The organism is Streptomyces sp. ALB3, assembly GCF_044385685.1.
GTDB lineage: Bacteria > Actinomycetota > Actinomycetes > Streptomycetales > Streptomycetaceae > Streptomyces.
On sequence record NZ_JBISCE010000008.1, the window covers coordinates 98,846 to 114,845 of the forward strand.

The 16,000-nt window shown below is 71.9% G+C and carries 11 protein-coding genes and 1 riboswitch; of the genes, 8 read left to right on the forward strand and 3 right to left on the reverse strand.

The window, feature by feature from the left end:
* Positions 1-35 precede the first annotated feature (35 nt).
* Positions 36-1,043 (forward strand): LacI family DNA-binding transcriptional regulator, encoded by a 1,008-nt coding sequence (locus tag ACHFIV_RS07365; RefSeq protein WP_398964855.1) that lies wholly within the window; start codon positions 36-38, stop codon positions 1,041-1,043.
* A 61-nt stretch (positions 1,044-1,104) separates the two neighbouring features.
* On the opposite strand, the gene ACHFIV_RS07370 is transcribed toward ACHFIV_RS07365, so the two are convergent.
* Positions 1,105-2,415, reverse strand: a complete 1,311-nt coding sequence (locus ACHFIV_RS07370) for a citrate/2-methylcitrate synthase (protein WP_398964856.1) — start codon at positions 2,413-2,415, stop codon at positions 1,105-1,107.
* A gap of 138 nt (positions 2,416-2,553) precedes the next feature.
* On the opposite strand from ACHFIV_RS07370, the gene ACHFIV_RS07375 reads away from it, so the two are divergent.
* Both ACHFIV_RS07375 and ACHFIV_RS07380 read left to right on the forward strand, forming a co-directional pair.
* Positions 2,554-3,717 (forward strand): citrate synthase/methylcitrate synthase, encoded by a 1,164-nt coding sequence (locus tag ACHFIV_RS07375; protein ID WP_398964858.1) that lies wholly within the window; start codon positions 2,554-2,556, stop codon positions 3,715-3,717.
* 20 nt (positions 3,718-3,737) lie between these two features.
* Positions 3,738-4,802 carry a CobW family GTP-binding protein gene (locus tag ACHFIV_RS07380; protein WP_398964860.1) on the forward strand — a complete coding sequence of 355 codons (1,065 nt, stop codon included), beginning with the start codon at positions 3,738-3,740 and terminating at the stop codon, positions 4,800-4,802.
* Positions 4,803-4,827: 25 nt separating this feature from the next.
* On the opposite strand, the gene ACHFIV_RS07385 is transcribed toward ACHFIV_RS07380, so the two are convergent.
* Positions 4,828-7,278: a DNA topoisomerase (ATP-hydrolyzing) subunit A gene (locus tag ACHFIV_RS07385; protein ID WP_398964862.1), complete on the reverse strand. Its 2,451-nt coding sequence runs from the start codon at positions 7,276-7,278 to the stop codon at positions 4,828-4,830.
* A 245-nt stretch (positions 7,279-7,523) separates the two neighbouring features.
* Here ACHFIV_RS07385 and ACHFIV_RS07390 point away from each other — a divergent pair, with 245 nt between their 5' ends.
* From ACHFIV_RS07390 to ACHFIV_RS07405, 4 genes are all read left to right on the forward strand, one after another.
* Positions 7,524-8,876, forward strand: coding sequence for a M16 family metallopeptidase (locus ACHFIV_RS07390; RefSeq protein ID WP_398964863.1), 1,353 nt, complete (start codon positions 7,524-7,526; stop codon positions 8,874-8,876).
* 26 nt (positions 8,877-8,902) lie between these two features.
* Complete coding sequence (locus ACHFIV_RS07395; RefSeq protein ID WP_398965941.1) at positions 8,903-10,285, forward strand: M16 family metallopeptidase; 1,383 nt, start codon at positions 8,903-8,905, stop codon at positions 10,283-10,285.
* A gap of 191 nt (positions 10,286-10,476) precedes the next feature.
* Positions 10,477-10,644, forward strand: a riboswitch (cyclic di-AMP (ydaO/yuaA leader).
* A gap of 15 nt (positions 10,645-10,659) precedes the next feature.
* On the forward strand, positions 10,660-11,460 hold the full coding sequence (locus ACHFIV_RS07400; RefSeq protein WP_398964865.1) for a M23 family metallopeptidase: 801 nt from the start codon (positions 10,660-10,662) through the stop codon (positions 11,458-11,460).
* 220 nt (positions 11,461-11,680) lie between these two features.
* Entirely contained in the window at positions 11,681-12,385 is a 705-nt protein-coding gene (locus ACHFIV_RS07405) for a GntR family transcriptional regulator (RefSeq protein ID WP_398964866.1), read from the forward strand.
* Positions 12,386-12,567: 182 nt separating this feature from the next.
* Here the strand turns inward: ACHFIV_RS07405 and ACHFIV_RS07410 are convergent, their stop codons facing one another.
* Positions 12,568-12,849, reverse strand: coding sequence for an HPr family phosphocarrier protein (locus tag ACHFIV_RS07410; protein WP_014153627.1), 282 nt, complete (start codon positions 12,847-12,849; stop codon positions 12,568-12,570).
* Between the two features lie 164 nt (positions 12,850-13,013).
* On the opposite strand from ACHFIV_RS07410, the gene ACHFIV_RS07415 reads away from it, so the two are divergent.
* Complete coding sequence (locus tag ACHFIV_RS07415) at positions 13,014-15,941, forward strand: bifunctional acetate--CoA ligase family protein/GNAT family N-acetyltransferase (protein ID WP_398964868.1); 2,928 nt, start codon at positions 13,014-13,016, stop codon at positions 15,939-15,941.
* The last annotated feature ends 59 nt before the right edge of the window (positions 15,942-16,000 follow it).

A 16,000-nucleotide genomic window follows, 5' to 3' on the forward strand; every position in this document is an offset into this window, starting at 1 on the left:
AATCTTTTTGCGTTTTTTGCGCTAATCTTGCGTTCATGACGCGACGACTTGCTCAGGTTGCCCAGAAGGTAGGAGTCAGCGAGGCCACGGTCAGCCGCGTGCTGAACGGCAAGCCGGGCGTCTCCGACGCCACACGGCAAGCTGTCCTCTCCGCCCTGGACGTGCTCGGCTACGAGCGTCCGACGCAGCTCCGCGGCGAGCGCGCCCGGCTGGTGGGGCTGGTCCTGCCCGAGCTGCAGAACCCGATCTTCCCGGCCTTCGCCGAAGTGGTCGGGGGCGCGCTGGCCCAGCAGGGGCTGACCCCGGTGCTCTGCACGCAGACCAAGGGCGGGGTGTCCGAGGCCGACTACGTCGAGCTCCTCCTGCAGCAGCAGGTGTCCGGAGTCGTGTTCGCGGGCGGGCTCTACGCCCAGGCCGACGCCCCCCACGATCACTACAAGGTGCTTGCCGACCGGAAGATCCCGGTGGTCCTGATCAACGCCGCCATCGCCCACCTCGGGTTCCCCGGCGTCTCGTGCGACGACTCGGTAGCCGTCGAGCAGGCCTGGCGGCATCTTGTCTCTCTCGGCCACGAACGCATCGGCTTCGTCCTGGGGCCGGCCGATCACGTTCCCTCGCAGCGCAAGCTGGCCGCCGTCCGCGCGCTGGCCGCCCAGTCGGGTGCCACCGTGCCGGACGAGTGGGTGGCCAGGGCCATGTTCTCGCTGGAGGGCGGCCAGGCCGCCGCCACGCGACTGCTCGACCAGGGGGTCACCGGGTTCATCTGTGCCAGCGACCCGCTGGCCCTGGGCGCGGTACGGGCGGCGCGCCGCCGAGGACTGTCGGTGCCCGGTGACGTCTCCGTCGTCGGTTACGACGACTCGGCGTTCATGAACTGCACCGAACCTCCGCTGACCACGGTGCGCCAGCCGATCGAAGCCATGGGCAGGGCCGCGGTCGAACTGCTCTCGGTGCAGATCGGGGGGCGTGCGGTGCCGTCCGACGAACTCCTCTTCGAGCCGGAGCTGGTCGTCCGTGGTTCGACGGCCCGGCCTCCCCGGTAGGGGGCCCGGCGCGCATTTCTCCGGGCTGTAGCTAATTTGCAGGCCCGAGCTCCCTGGGACGTCACGTCCCAGGGACAGGGGTTTCCGGCGCGGGCAGCGGCTGCGGCGGGCGCGGGCCCGTGTACTGCCCGCTGGGCCGCATGCGCAGCGGCTGTTCCGCGTACTCCTCCATGGCGTGCGCGATCCAGCCCGCCGTGCGTGAGACGGCGAAGACCGTCTCGCCCGTCTCGGCGGGCATACCGCACGCGACCGAGAGGACGGCCAGAGCCAGGTCGACGTTGGCGTGCAGGGCCGAGTGGCGTGCGGTGGTCGCGACCACGTCGCGGGCCGCCGAGATGACCGGGGCCGCCTCCGGCATCTCCGCCAGCAGTGCGAACAGCACGCCCGCCCGTGGGTCCTCGCCCGTGTAGAGGCGATGGCCGAGCCCGGGAACCCGCCTGCCCGTGCGCAGGTGATCCGCGACCACCGGAGCCGCGCTGCCCCGGTCCACGACTTCTCGCAGCATGCGGTGCGCCTGCCCGCTGGCCGCGCCGTGGAGAGGGCCCTCCAGCACGCCCAGGCCTGCGGAGACCACGGCGTAGGGATGCGCGTGGGTCGACGCGGCGACACGTGCCGCCAGGGTCGAGGCCGCCAGGTCGTGGTCGGCCAGCAGGACGAGCGCCGCGTCCAGCACCGCCAGCGAGGCCGAGTCCGCGGGCCGCGCGGAGAGCTTCGGCCAGAGCGCGGCGGCGAGGGAGGCCACCTCCGTGTCATCCGGCTCCCCGACGGCCGGCAGGGCTCCCACCAGGGTGGGGATCAGACTGCGTGCGCTCGTGAGCACTCCCGCGGGTGAGAGGTCGAACCGCAGGGGATCGGCCGACGCGGCTGCGGCGACCGCTGCCCGGAGCCGGTCCGTCGAGCTGCTGTGCGGCGGCAGGGTCGCGGCGGTCCGCCGTGCTGCCGCGAGCGGCTCGGGTGCCGCGACGAAGCGGATGCCCGGGCGGAGCTCACCGGTCCAGAGCCACTCGGCGACCTCCTCGTAGGTGTGACGGCGGGCGATCTCGGTCGCGTCGACGCCGCGGAAGAAGTAGCGGTCCGGGGTGATGAGCGTGATGCCGGTACGGAAGACCAGGTCGCCGGGGGCGGACGGTGAAGGCTCCCTGCGTGCGGTCCGGCGGGCCAGGGCGTCGACCTCGGCGGCGTCGAACGTACTGCCGCGCCCGCCGGGAGCGCGTCGGCTGGCCAGCTGCCCCCGGCTCACGTACGCGTAGACGGTCTCGGGCTTCACCCCGAGCCGCTCGGCCACCTCCGCGGTCGTGAGCCGGGGGGCGGCCGTCCCGCTTCCGGCTGCCGCGCCCTGCGTTCGGTCTCCCTGCGCCGAGTCATGCGTCATGACGCAACCGTATCCGCATCCATGGACGCCGATCACTCTTCACGCCTTCTTGTATTGATTGAATCAACGTTGACAGAGGTGTGGTCAACCAAGAACATCGAATGCATAGTCCGTTCATCGGTGGAGGAGAGACCCGTCATGTCCGTCCCGCACACGGAAACCACCCCGCTCGACGTGCCCCGCGGGCTCGCGGGCGTGATCGTCACCGACACCGCGCTCGGGGACGTGCGCGGACGCGAGGGCTTCTACCACTACCGGCAGTACTCGGCGATCGACCTGGCGCTGAACCGCCGCTTCGAGGACGTCTGGTACCTGATGTTCCACGGCGAGCTGCCCGACCGGGCGGCGAGCGCCGGCTTCGCCGCCCGCACCGCCCGACTCCGTCGGCTGCCCGACGGGATACGGCAGGCGCTGCCCGCCATCGCCCGGGCGGGCGTGGTCTCCGGCCCGCTCTCCGGACTGCGTACCGCGCTCTCGCTGCTCGGTGCCTCCTCCGGCTTCCGCCCCGTGTACGACATCGGCGCCGACCGCCGCCGCGAGGACGCGCTCGCCGTGTGCGCCGCGGTCCCCACCGTGCTGACCGCCCTGTACCGCCTCGGCGAGGGGCTGGAACCGGTCGAACCGCGTGACGACCTGCCGTTCGCCGCGAACTATCTGTACATGCTCACCGGTGAGGAGCCGGACGCCGCACGGGCGGCGGCCGTCGAGCGGTATCTCGTCTCCACCGTCGACCACGGGTTCAACGCCTCCACCTTCACCGCCCGGGTGATCGCCTCCACCGGCGCCGACGTCGCCGCCTGCCTCGTGGGAGCCGTGGGCGCGCTCTCCGGGCCGCTGCACGGCGGTGCTCCCAGCCGGGCGCTGGACACCCTGGACGCCATCGGTACACCGGACCGGATCGACGGCTGGATCCGTGAGCGGGTGCTCGCGGGGGAGCGGATCATGGGATTCGGCCACCCCGTCTACCGCACCGAGGACCCGCGCTCACGCATGCTCCGCTCGGTCGCGCAGAGCTTCGGCGGCCCGCTCGTCGACTTCGCCGTCGAGGTCGAACGCCAGGTGGAGGCGATCCTCGCGGAGCTCAAACCGGGGCGCGAACTGCACACGAACGTCGAGTTCTACGCCGGCGTCGTCATGGAGCTCTGCGGACTGCCCCGAGCGATGTTCACCCCCACCTTCTGTGCCGCGCGCATGGTCGGCTGGAGCGCCAATATCCTGGAGCAGGCGGAGGACTCGAAGATCATCCGCCCGGCGGCCCGCTATGTCGGCAGCCCGCCTCCGCACCCCGTGCCAGCAAGCTGACCGACCCGAGGAAGGCCCCGTTGACCCCGCCCCACGCCCCGCAGATCCCGGTCGTCGTCCTGGCGGGGTTCCTCGGTTCCGGCAAGACCACGCTGCTCAACCATCTGCTCCGCAACCGGGCTGGCAACCGGATCGGCGTCATCGTCAACGACTTCGGAGCCATCGAGATCGACGCCATGACCGTCGCGGGACAGGTCGGTTCGACGGTCTCCCTGGGCAACGGCTGCCTGTGCTGCGCCGTGGACGCGAGCGAGCTCGACACCTACCTGGAGACGCTGACCCGGCCCGCGGCCAGGCTCGACGTGATCGTCATCGAGGCGAGCGGTCTCGCCGAGCCCCAGGAACTCGTACGGATGCTGCTCGCCAGCGACAATCCGCGCATCCGTTACGGGGGACTGGTCGAGGTGGTCGACACCGCCGAGTTCCCCGCCACGCGGGAGCGCCACCCCGAGATCGACCGCCACCTCGCGGTCGCCGACCTGATCGTCCTGAACAAGACCGACCGCGTCACGGACGCGGAGCTGCGGGCGGTGCGGGAGGCGGTCGACGCCGCGGGCAGCAGGGCGGCGGTCATCCGCGCCGCGTACGGACGGATCGACCCGGAGCTGCTCTTCGACCCCGTGCTCCGGCCGCAGGAGGACGACTCCTTCCGCCAACTGACGTTCGAGGACCTGCTCCCCGAGGACGAACGCACGCGTGAGAGCCATCCGCACACGGCGTACGAGAGCGTCTCCTTCACCGCCGACGTGCCGCTGGACCCCCGCCGCTTCATGGCCTTCCTCGACTCCAGGCCCGCCGGTCTCTACCGGATCAAGGGATTCGCCGACTTCGGCGCGGGCGACCCCGGCAACCGGTACGCCCTGCACACCGTCGGCAGGTTCCTGCGCTTCGTCCCGCAGCCCTGGGCCGGCGACGAACCGCGTCGGACGCAGCTGGTGCTGATCGGCTCCGGCATCGACGCCGAGGCGTTGTACAAGCAGCTCGAGGACTGCCAGGACCCGGGACAGGACGCCACGGAGGAGCTGGAGCGCAGCATGTGGGGCGTCCTGCGGTACGTGCGGCAGCCGGACGACGACGAGGCCTGAAGCCCCTCGCCGTCCGGCAGGCGTCCTACAGGGGACCGGCGATCACAGCGACCGGGCTGGTCGCCGGCGTCCCCGAACCGTCGCGGCGCGGATCAGGGGCCGGCAGCTCGGCCGGTGCGCCGTTCTTCTGCGCGGCCCGCGCCGGGATCTCTCCCGCCCAGGCGAACACCAGGACGTCCTCCCCCTTGAGGAAGCGCTGGCAGCGCACCCCGCCGGTGGCCCGGCCCTTGCGCGGATACTGATCGAACGGGGTGAGCTTCCAGGTCCGCTCGGAGTCGTCCAGCGTGCCGTGCGACCCGGCGACCGTGAACACCGCCGCGTCGGCCGAGGGGTCGACCGCGGTGAACGAGAGGACGGCGGCACCCGCCCCCAGCTTGACCCCCGCCATGCCGCCCGCCGCGCGTCCCTGCGGACGCACCGACGCGGCCGGGTAGCGCAGCAACTGCGCGTCGGACGTGATGAAGACCAGGTCCTCCTCGCCCGTACGCAACTGCGTCGCCCCGACGATCCGGTCACCGTCCTTCAGCGAGATGACCTCCAACTCGTCCTTGTTGGGCGGGTAGTCGGGCACCACGCGCTTCACCACCCCCTGCAGGGTGCCGATGGCCAGGCCCGGTGACTCCTCGTCGAGGGTGGTGAGGCAGATCAGCTCCTCGTCCGCCTCCAGCGTCAGGAACTCCGAGATCTGGGCGCCGCCCGACAGGTTCGGAGAGGCATGGGTGTCCGGCAGCTGCGGCAGGTCGATCACCGAGAGCCGGAGCAACCGTCCGGTGGACGTCACCGCCCCCACGTCCCCGCGTGCCGTGGCCGCCACCGCCGAGACGATCGCGTCGTGCTTCGTCCGCCTGGCGTCCTCCGCCTGGCTGACAGGCTCGGCGTTGGCCGTACGCGCCAGCAGGCCGGTCGAGGAGAGGAGCACCTGGCACGGGTCGTCGGCGACCTCGAGCGGCACCGAGGCGACCTGCGAACCCGCGGACTCCAGCAGCACCGTACGCCGATCGGTACCGAACTTCTTCGCCACGGCGGCCAGTTCGGACGAGACCAGCTTGCGCAGCTCGGCGTCCGACTCCAGGATCGCGGTCAGCTGCGCGATCTCCTCGGTCAGCTTGTCGCGCTCGGTCTCCAGCTCGATCCTGTCGAAGCGCGTGAGCCTGCGCAGCGGGGTGTCCAGGATGTACTGGGTCTGGATCTCGCTCAGCGAGAAGCGCTCCATCAGGCGCTCCTTCGCCTGCGCGGAGTTGTCGCTGTCCCGGATGAGACGGATGACCTCGTCGATGTCGAGCAGCGCCACGAGGAGGCCCTCGACCAGGTGCAGCCGGTTACGGCGCTTGGTCCTGCGGAACTCGCTGCGCCGCCGCACCACCTCGAAGCGGTGGTCGAGGTAGACCTCCAGGAGCTCCTTGAGCCCCAGGGTGAGCGGCTGGCCGTCGACCAGTGCCACGTTGTTGATGCCGAAGGACTCCTCCATCGGCGTCAGCTTGTAGAGCTGCTCCAGCACGGCCTCCGGCACGAAGCCGTTCTTGACCTCGATCACCAGACGCAGACCGTGCGCCCGGTCGGTCAGGTCCTTGACGTCCGCGATGCCCTGGAGCTTCTTCGCACCGACGAGGTCCTTGATCTTGGCGATCACCTTTTCGGGGCCGACCGTGAAGGGCAGCTCGGTGACGACGAGACCCTTGCGGCGGGCCGTGACGTTCTCTATGGCGACCGTGGCGCGGATCCTGAACGTGCCGCGCCCCGCGGCGTAGGCGTCCTTGATGCCGCCGAGGCCGACGATCCGGCCGCCGGTGGGCAGGTCGGGGCCCGGGACGAAGCGCATCAGCGTCTCGAGGTCGGCGCCCGGGTGCCGGATGAGGTGCCGGGCGGCGGCGATGACCTCTCCGAGATTGTGCGGGGGCATGTTGGTCGCCATGCCGACCGCGATCCCGGAGGCGCCGTTGACCAGGAGGTTCGGGTACGCCGCCGGGAGGACGACCGGCTCCTGCTCCTGGCCGTCGTAGTTCGACTGGAAGTCGACCGTGTCCTCGTCGATCGACTCCGTCATGAGTGAGGTGGCGTCGGCCATCCGGCACTCGGTGTACCGCATGGCGGCCGGCGGGTCGTCGTTGCCCAGTGAGCCGAAGTTGCCGTGCCCGTCGACGAGGGGCAGGCGCATCGAGAACGGCTGTGCCATGCGCACCAGTGCGTCATAGATCGACGCGTCACCGTGCGGGTGCAGTTTTCCCATGACTTCGCCGACGACACGTGCGCACTTCACGTAACCGCGGTCGGGGCGCAGCCCCATCTCGTTCATCTGGGACACGATGCGGCGGTGCACGGGCTTCATGCCGTCGCGGGCGTCGGGCAGAGCCCTGGAGTAGATCACCGAGTACGCGTACTCGAGGAAGGAGCCCTGCATTTCGTCGACGACGTCGATGTCGAGGATCTTCTCCTCGAAGTCGTCCGGCGGCGGGGTTTTCGTGCTGCGGCGGGCCATCGCGGCTGCGACTCCTTCACAGATTCTGTCGGGCAACCTCAGGTACTGACGCCGACCATTGTGGACCGCCGTACTGACAACGCCGACCTCGACCCGTCCGAAGCGGTCCCCGGGCCCTCCCCGGGGGCCCTGTCCACGGCACCGTCCACGACGACATTCACCCGGCGGGAACTTCGCCAGGTGCCCGTGCGCTTGCCTAGAGTGGCAGGTCCGGCAGGAATCCTGTACCGATCGAAGGGACGTACATGCCCATGGGTCACACGGCCACAGCCCAGGCCGGCTCCGGCGGCTTGACGGCGACCGAGCACCGTCTGGCCAACGGCCTGCGCGTGGTGCTCTCCGAGGACCATCTGACCCCCGTCGCCGCGGTCTGCCTCTGGTACGACGTCGGCTCCCGCCACGAGGTCGAGGGGCGCACGGGTCTGGCCCACCTCTTCGAGCACCTGATGTTCCAGGGCTCCGGGCAGGTCAAGGGGAACGGGCACTTCGAGCTGGTGCAGGGGGCCGGCGGCTCCCTGAACGGCACGACCAGCTTCGAACGCACCAACTACTTCGAGACGATGCCCACCCACCAGCTCGAACTGGCCCTGTGGCTCGAGGCCGACCGGATGGGCTCGCTGCTCGCCGCGCTCGACGAGGAGTCCATGGAGAACCAGCGGGACGTCGTGAAGAACGAGCGCCGCCAGCGCTACGACAACGTCCCGTACGGCACGGCCTTCGAGAAGCTCACCGCCCTCGCCTACCCGGAGGGCCACCCGTACCACCACACGCCGATCGGCTCGATGGCCGACCTCGACGCGGCGACCCTGGAGGACGCGCAGGCGTTCTTCCGGACCTACTACGCGCCGAACAACGCGGTGCTCTCCGTGGTCGGCGACATCGACCCGGAGAAGACGCTCGCCTGGATCGAGAAGTACTTCGGCTCCATCCCCTCCCACGACGGCAAGCAGCCCCCGCGCGACGGCTCGCTGCCCGGCATCATCGGCGAGCAGCTACGCGAAGTGGTCCAGGAGGAGGTCCCCGCGCGTGCGCTCATGGCCGCCTACCGCCTGCCGCACGACGGCACGCGCGAGTGCGACGCCGCCGACCTGGCGCTGACCGTGCTCGGCGGTGGCGAGTCGTCCCGCCTGCACAACCGCCTGGTCCGCCGTGACCGTACGGCGGTGGCCGCGGGATTCGGGCTGCTCAGGCTGGCCGGCGCGCCCTCGCTGGGATGGCTGGACGTCAAGACGTCCGGTGGCGTCGAGGTGCCGCAGATCGAGGCCGCCGTCGACGAGGAGCTGGCCCGGTTCGCCGAGGAGGGCCCCACCCCGGAGGAGATGGAACGCGCCCAGGCGCAGTTGGAGCGCGAGTGGCTCGACCGGCTCGGCACGGTCGCCGGCCGCGCGGACGAACTCTGCCGCTACGCGGTCCTGTTCGGTGACCCGCAGCTCGCCCTGACCGCGGTGGGCCGCGTCCTCGACGTGACGGCCGACGAGGTCAAGGCCGCCGCCCGGGCGCACCTGCGCCCCGACAACCGTGCGGTCCTGGTCTACGAACCGGTCGAACCGGCCGACGAGACGGACGGCACCGACGCGCACGAGGGGGCCGACAAGTGACCGACGCCGCCGTGACTGGAGTAGCGATGCAGTACCACCCGCAGCCGACCGCCGGCGAGGCCAGGCCATGGGCCTTCCCCGCGCCCGAGCGCGGCGCTCTGTCCAACGGGCTCACCGTGCTGCGCTGCCACCGCCCGGGCCAGCAGGTCGTCGCCGTGGAGATCTTCCTCGACGCCCCGCTGGACGCCGAGCCCGAGGGCCTGGACGGGGTGGCCACGATCATGGCGCGCGCGCTGTCCGAGGGTACGGACAAGCGCTCCGCGGAGGAGTTCGCCGCGGAGCTGGAGCGATGCGGCGCCACACTGGACGCCCACGCGGACCACCCGGGACTCCGTGTCTCGCTGGAGGTCCCGGTCTCCCGGCTGGCCAAGGCCCTCGGCCTGGTCGCCGAAGCCCTGCGGGCCCCGGCCTTCTCCGAGAGCGAGATCGAGCGCCTGGTGGGCAACCGCCTCGACGAGATCCCGCACGAGCAGGCCAACCCGGCGAGGCGGGCGGCGAAGCAGCTCTCCAAGGAGCTCTTCCCCGCCACCGCGCGGATGTCACGTCCGCGCCAGGGCACCGAGGAGACGGTCCGGCGGATCGACGCCGCGGCCGTACGCGCCTTCTACGACGCCCACGTCCGTCCCTCCACCGCGACGGCGGTCGTCGTGGGCGACCTCACCGAGGTGGACCTCGACGCACTGCTCGCGGAGACCCTCGGGGACTGGTCGGGCAACGCCGGACAGGCCCGGCCCGTGCCCCCGATCACCGCGGACGACACCGGCCGCGTGGTCATCGTGGACCGCCCCGGGGCCGTGCAGACGCAGCTGCTGATCGGCCGGATCGGCGCGGACCGGCACGACAGCGTGTGGCCCGCCCAGGTACTCGGCACGTACTGCCTCGGAGGCACCCTCACCTCCCGGCTCGACCGCGTGCTCCGTGAGGAGAAGGGCTACACCTACGGCGTGCGGGCGTTCGGCCAGGTGCTGCGCTCGACCGCTCCCGGTTCGGCATCCGGAGCCACAGGCGCCGCGATGCTCGCCATCAGCGGCTCCGTGGACACCGAGTCCACCGGTCCCGCGCTCGACGACCTCTGGAAGGTCCTGCGCACCCTGGCGGCCGAGGGCCTCACCGACGCCGAGCGCGAGACCGCCGTGCAGAACCTCGTGGGCGTCGCCCCGCTGAAGTACGAGACGGCGGCCTCCGTCGCCGGCACCCTGGCCGATCAGGTGGAGCAGCACCTCCCGGACGACTACCAGGCCCAGCTGTACGCCCGCCTGGCCGCGACCGGCACGGTCGAGGCGACCGCCGCCGTGGTCAACGCGTTCCCGGTGGACCGTCTGGTCACCGTCCTGGTCGGGGACGCCGCGCAGATCGCGGAGCCCGTGAGGGCGCTCGGTATCGGCGAGGTGTCGGTCGTCAGCGGCTGACCGGACGGGACACGGCGGGACCCCGGCGCGGACACGTGCCGGGGTCCCGCCGTGTGTCCGATTTGCTGAGAACGGTGCCGTTCGTCCTGTGGGATGTGCGACAAAAGGCCCTTTCTGTTTGGCGAGGGAAAGCGGCCCGTCCTAGCGTCGGCCCGGCTGTCCGCCGGACGACTGCCGCGCCCGCGGCGCACGGACAGCCATCGCCGAGTCCCCGTCAGGCGCGAGCCTGGGGAGCCGGGGACCCATGAAGTCCCTGGGGTGAATCGGATCGCTGTACCTCGCCAGAGGCGCAGCGGCCCGTAGGAGACCTTCCTGCTCCGAACCCGTCAGCTAACCCGGTAGGCGAGAAGGAAGGAAAGGAAACCAGCCCCTCCATGGCGTTCATCCGTGCCACCGGGAAGCACCGTGCCCCGAGCCGCCTGACGCGTAAGAGCGCCAAGGCCGCCGGTATCGCGGCCCTGGCCACCACCGGCGTCCTCGGCGCCACGGCCTCCCCGGCCCTCGCCGCCGACTCCGAGGCGGTCGCCGCCGCCGGGACCGGTCTGACGCAGACCGTCGCCCTCGACACCACCCTCGCCGCCCAGATCGACGCCCAGGCCGAGGCGCAGCAGCGCCAGGCCGAGATCGCCGCGAAGGCGAAGGCCGAAGCGGAGGCGAAGGCGAAGGCGAAGGCGAAGGCCGAGGCGAAGCGCAAGGCCGAGGCCCGTGCCGAGGAAGCGCGCGAGGAGAAGGCGCGTGCCGCCCGCGCCGCCGAGCGCGCCCGCCTGAACGCCTTCCACCTCCCGGTCGCCGGCTCGCACGTGACCACCGGCTACCGGTCGGGCGGCGCGCTCTGGTCGTCCGGCAGCCACTCCGGTGTGGACTTCCAGGCGGCGTCCGGCACCTCCGTCGTCGCGGTCGGTGCCGGCACGGTCGTCGAGGCGGGCTGGGGCGGCGCGTACGGCAACAACATCGTGCTCCGGATGAAGGACGGCACGTACACCCAGTACGGCCACCTCTCCTCGATCGGCGTCTCCGTCGGCCAGAGCGTCGGCTCGGGTGAGCAGATCGGTCTCTCCGGCTCGACCGGCAACTCCACGGGACCGCACCTGCACTTCGAGGCCCGGACCACCGCCGAGTACGGCTCGGACATGGACCCCGTCTCCTACCTCCGCGCCCACGGCGTCCAGGTCTGACACACGCCGCACGAGACCGTTCCGACGTAGGCCCCGGCTCCCGCCGGGGCCTTCGCCGTCTTCCGCGAAGAAGTGGCCGAAGCCGTCACGGAAGTGCTCCCTGGCCAAAAGATATCCATGGATTCCACCCCGCCATCGGAAATTCGGGCCGGTTGCAATAGAGTCACGGAACAGGCGTCGATCGGCCGCGTTCCGCGGGGATTAAGGCGGAGGTTCGGACATGCGCATTCCCGCGCATTCGGTATGCACGGCAATCCGTGACGACATCGTCTCCGGTGTCTTCGCGCGCGGCAGCCGCCTCACCGAGGAGGTGCTCGCACGCCGCTACGGTGTGTCCCGGGTCCCCGTGCGCGAAGCGCTGCGCACCCTGGAGTCCGAGGGTTTCGTCGTCACCCGCCGGCACGCCGGCGCCTGCGTGGCCGAACCCACGGAGCAGGAGGCCGCCGATCTCCTGGAGATCCGGATGCTGCTTGAACCCCTCGGTGCGGCCCGCGCGGCGCAGCGCCGTACGGAGGCGCACCTCAAGGTGCTCCGCGGCCTGGTCAGACTGGGGCAGGAGCGCGTACGGCGAGGTGAGGGGGAGGACCTGCGCTCCCTGGGCGGCTGGTTCCACGAGACGCTGGCGCAGGCCTCGGGGAGCCCCGCGCTCATCGCCCTGCTCACCCAGCTCCGGCACAAGATCGCCTGGATGTACGCGGTGGAGCAGCCGGCCCTCCCCGCGGACTCCTGGGCCGAGCACGGTGCCCTCGTCGACGCGGTGGCGCGCCGCGACCCCGAGCGGGCCAGGGCGCTCGCCGCCCAGCACGCCGAGAGGGCCGGTGCCGCCCACCGGCTCCGGCGCGCGGACCGGCCCGGGCACACCGCGGGAGCGGCGCGGGTGAGGTCTTCGCAACACCCCGTAAACATCGCGGGAGTGCGCCATTAACAATTGCGCCGTATACAAAGAGGGTGTTTAGCGGAGGGCTTTCTTTTCGCTGCCCTTCTCGTGTTTTCCGAAGGTGCGGCCGATAGGTGCGGACCGGTCAGGGAAAACAGAAAAAGCCGCGGCTCCCGGTGGGGATGCCGCGGCTTTTCCGCAGAGAGTGTCCCGGCTCGCAGCGGCCGGGATCAGACGGTCTCCGGAAGCTCCTCGAGCCCCTCGGCGACCAGCTTCGCCAGGCGGTCCAGAGCCACCTCGGCGTTGTCCGCCTCGGACGCGAGCACGATCTCCTCGCCGCCCTGGGCGCCCAGACCGAGCACCGCGAGCATGGAAGCCGCGTTCACCGGGTTGCCGTCCGCCTTGGCGATGGTCACCGGGACACCGGAGGCCGTGGCGGCACGGACGAAGATGGAAGCGGGGCGGGCGTGCAGGCCCTCGGCCCAACCGACGTTGACGCGGCGCTCAGCCATGGTTCTGCCCTTCACGTATCAATGGGTTGTCTAGACCAGTCTCTCATGCAGTGCGCACTGCTGTGCCCGGCACCGCCGCAGGCCGCCCACCGTCCGCCGGCTCCCTCAGCGTGCCCTTCCCGGGATCCCGCCGCGACCGGTGCGACGAGCCGTAGGCTTTGCCCATGGAGCCCACTCCGGAGCAGAGTCCGCATCACGCGTACCCCGACCACTGGGAGGCGGACGTGGTGCTCCGTGACGGTGGCACCGCGCGCATCAGGCCCATCACCACGGAAGACGCCGAGCGGCTGGTCAGCTTCTACGAGCAGGTGTCCGACGAGTCGAAGTACTACCGCTTCTTCGCCCCGTATCCGCGTCTCTCCGCCCGGGACGTGCACCGCTTCACCCATCACGACTACGTCGACCGGGTGGGACTGGCCGTCACGATCGGCGGTGACTTCATCGCCACCGTCCGCTTCGACCGGATCAACGAGCAGGGCCGGCCCGCCTCGGCTCCCGCGGACGAGGCCGAGGTCGCCTTCCTCGTACAGGACGCCCATCAGGGGCGCGGAGTCGCGTCGGCCCTCCTCGAGCACATCGCGGCGGTGGCGAGAGAGCGGGGCATCCGCCGGTTCGCAGCCGAGGTGCTGCCCGCCAACAACAAGATGATCAAGGTGTTCCGGGACGCCGGGTTCACCCAGCAGCGAAGTTTCGAGGACGGCTCCGTCCACCTCACCCTCGACCTGGAACCCACGGCCGAGTCCCTCGCCGTCCAGCGGGCTCGGGAGCAGCGGGCCGAAGCTCGCTCCGTGCAGCGGCTGCTGGCCCCCGGATCCGTCGCGGTCGTCGGCGTCGGCCGCGTGCCCGGCGGTGTGGGCCGGACGGTGCTGCGCAACCTCCTCGGCTCCGGCTTCACCGGACGCGCCTACGCGGTGAACACGTCCTTCGCACCCGGCACGGACACGGTCGACGGAGTGCCGGCGCACCGCTCGGTGGGCGAGATCGGGGAGCGGGTCGACCTCGCGGTCGTCGCCGTCCCCGCAGACCGGGTGCCCGAAGTCGTGGCGGACTGCGGTGAACACGGGGTCCAGGGCCTCGTCGTCCTCTCAGCCGGTTACGCCGAGCGCGGGGCCGAAGGCCGGGAGCGGCAGCGGGAGCTGGTCAGGCAGGCCCGCTCGTACGGCATGCGGATCATCGGCCCGAACGCCTTCGGCATCATCAACACCTCCGGCGCGGTCCGCCTCAACGCCTCCCTCGCCCCCGAGTCGCCGGAGCCCGGGCGCATCGGGCTCTTCACCCAGTCCGGCGCCATCGGGATCGCGCTCCTCTCCGGTCTCCACCGCAGGGGAGCCGGGCTGTCGGCCTTCATCTCGGCGGGCAACCGGGCCGATGTCTCCGGCAACGACTTCCTGCAGTACTGGTTCGAGGACCAGGGCACCGACGTCGCCCTGCTGTACCTCGAATCACTCGGCAATCCGCGCAAGTTCACCCGGCTCGCCCGCCGTACCGCCGCCGTGAAGCCCGTGGTGGTGGTCAAGGGCGCCCGGCACAGCGGGACCAACCCGCCGGGCCACGCCGTACCGGTCAGCCGTATCCCCGACGCCACGGTCTCCGCGCTGATGCGCCAGGCGGGCGTGATCCGTGTCGACACCGTGACGGAGATGGTGGACGTCGGCCTGCTCCTCGCCGGGCAGCCGCTGCCGGACGGCCCCCGGGTGGCGATCCTCGGCAACTCGGAGTCGCTCGGCCTGCTCACGTACGACGCCTGTCTGGCGGAAGGGCTGCGTCCGCGCCCGCCGCGTGACCTCACCACGGCGGCGAGTCCCCAGGACTTCCGGTACGCGCTGGCGGAGGCCCTCGCCGACCGGACGTGCGACGCCGTGATCGTGACCGCCATCCCCTGGGTCGGGGAGAACGGCGAGGCGGAGACAGGCGACGGCGAGGTACTGGCCGCCGCGCTGCGTGAGGCGGCGGCCGCCGGTCCGGCCAAGCCGGTCTCGGTGGTGCACGTGGAGATGGGCGGCCTGGCGCAGGCACTCGCCGCCGCCACGAGCACGGCCCGCCCGGCCACCGCCCACGCGGCTGCCCCCTCGGCGCGGCCGGCTCTCCCGTCCCCGCCCGGAGCGGTGCCGCCCGGACCGGCGGCGCCCCCCTCACCGCCGCCGCCCGGCACGCCGGCGGCCACCGCCGCCCGGGGCGGGGAGGCGGGCGCGACCGCCCGCCCGGGGCCCGCCACCGGGCGGATCCCCGCCTACCCCGCCGCCGAGCGAGCCGTACGGGCACTCGCCGAAGCGGTGAAGTACGCCCAGTGGCGGCGCCAGGCGGCCGCCCCCGGCAAGGTGCCCGAATTCCTGGACGACACCATCGACGAGCCCGGGACCGCCAAGCTGATCGGGACGCTGCTCGGCCCGGACCCCGACCCGCGTGGCCGCCCGCTCACTGCCGAGGAGGCCCGGGAGCTGCTCGCCGGTTACGGGGTCACCGTACGGCCGGCGCTCCCCGCCCCCGGCCCGGAGGCAGCCGTCGCCGCCGCGGCGGAACTCGGCTACCCGGTGGCCCTCAAGACCACCGCGCCCCACCTCCGGCACCGCGCGGACCTGGGTGGCGTCCGGCTCGATCTCGCCAACGAGAACGCTCTGCGCCGGTCGTACGACGAACTGACCGATCTGCTCGGCACGCCGGCCGAGCTCCGGCCCGTCGTCCAGGCCATGGCCCCCAGGGGCGTCGACACCGTCGTCAGGGCTTCCATCGACGCCGCAGCCGGCGCCGTCCTCTCCTTCGGCCTGGCCGGCGCTCCCTCCGAGCTGCTGGGCGACACGGCCCACCGCCTCGTGCCCGCCACCGACCGTGACGCCGCCGAGCTGATCCGCTCCATCAGGGCGGCTCCGGTGCTGTTCGGCTGGCGCGGCTCCGCCCCGGCGGACACCGCGGCGCTCGAGGAGCTCCTCCTGCGGGTGTCGCGGCTGGTCGACGACCATCCCGAGGTGGTCTCGGTCGCGCTGGAACCCGTCGTCGTGGCCACGCACGGCCTCTCGGTCCTCGGAGCGAGCGTCCGCCTCGCACCGCCGCCCGCCCGCAGCGATCTCGGGCCCCGCCGGCTCCCCGCCTACTGACCCGCCCGGGGACAGGCGCACGGCGTCCCCGGCAGGCACCGGCCCCCCGTAGGATGGTC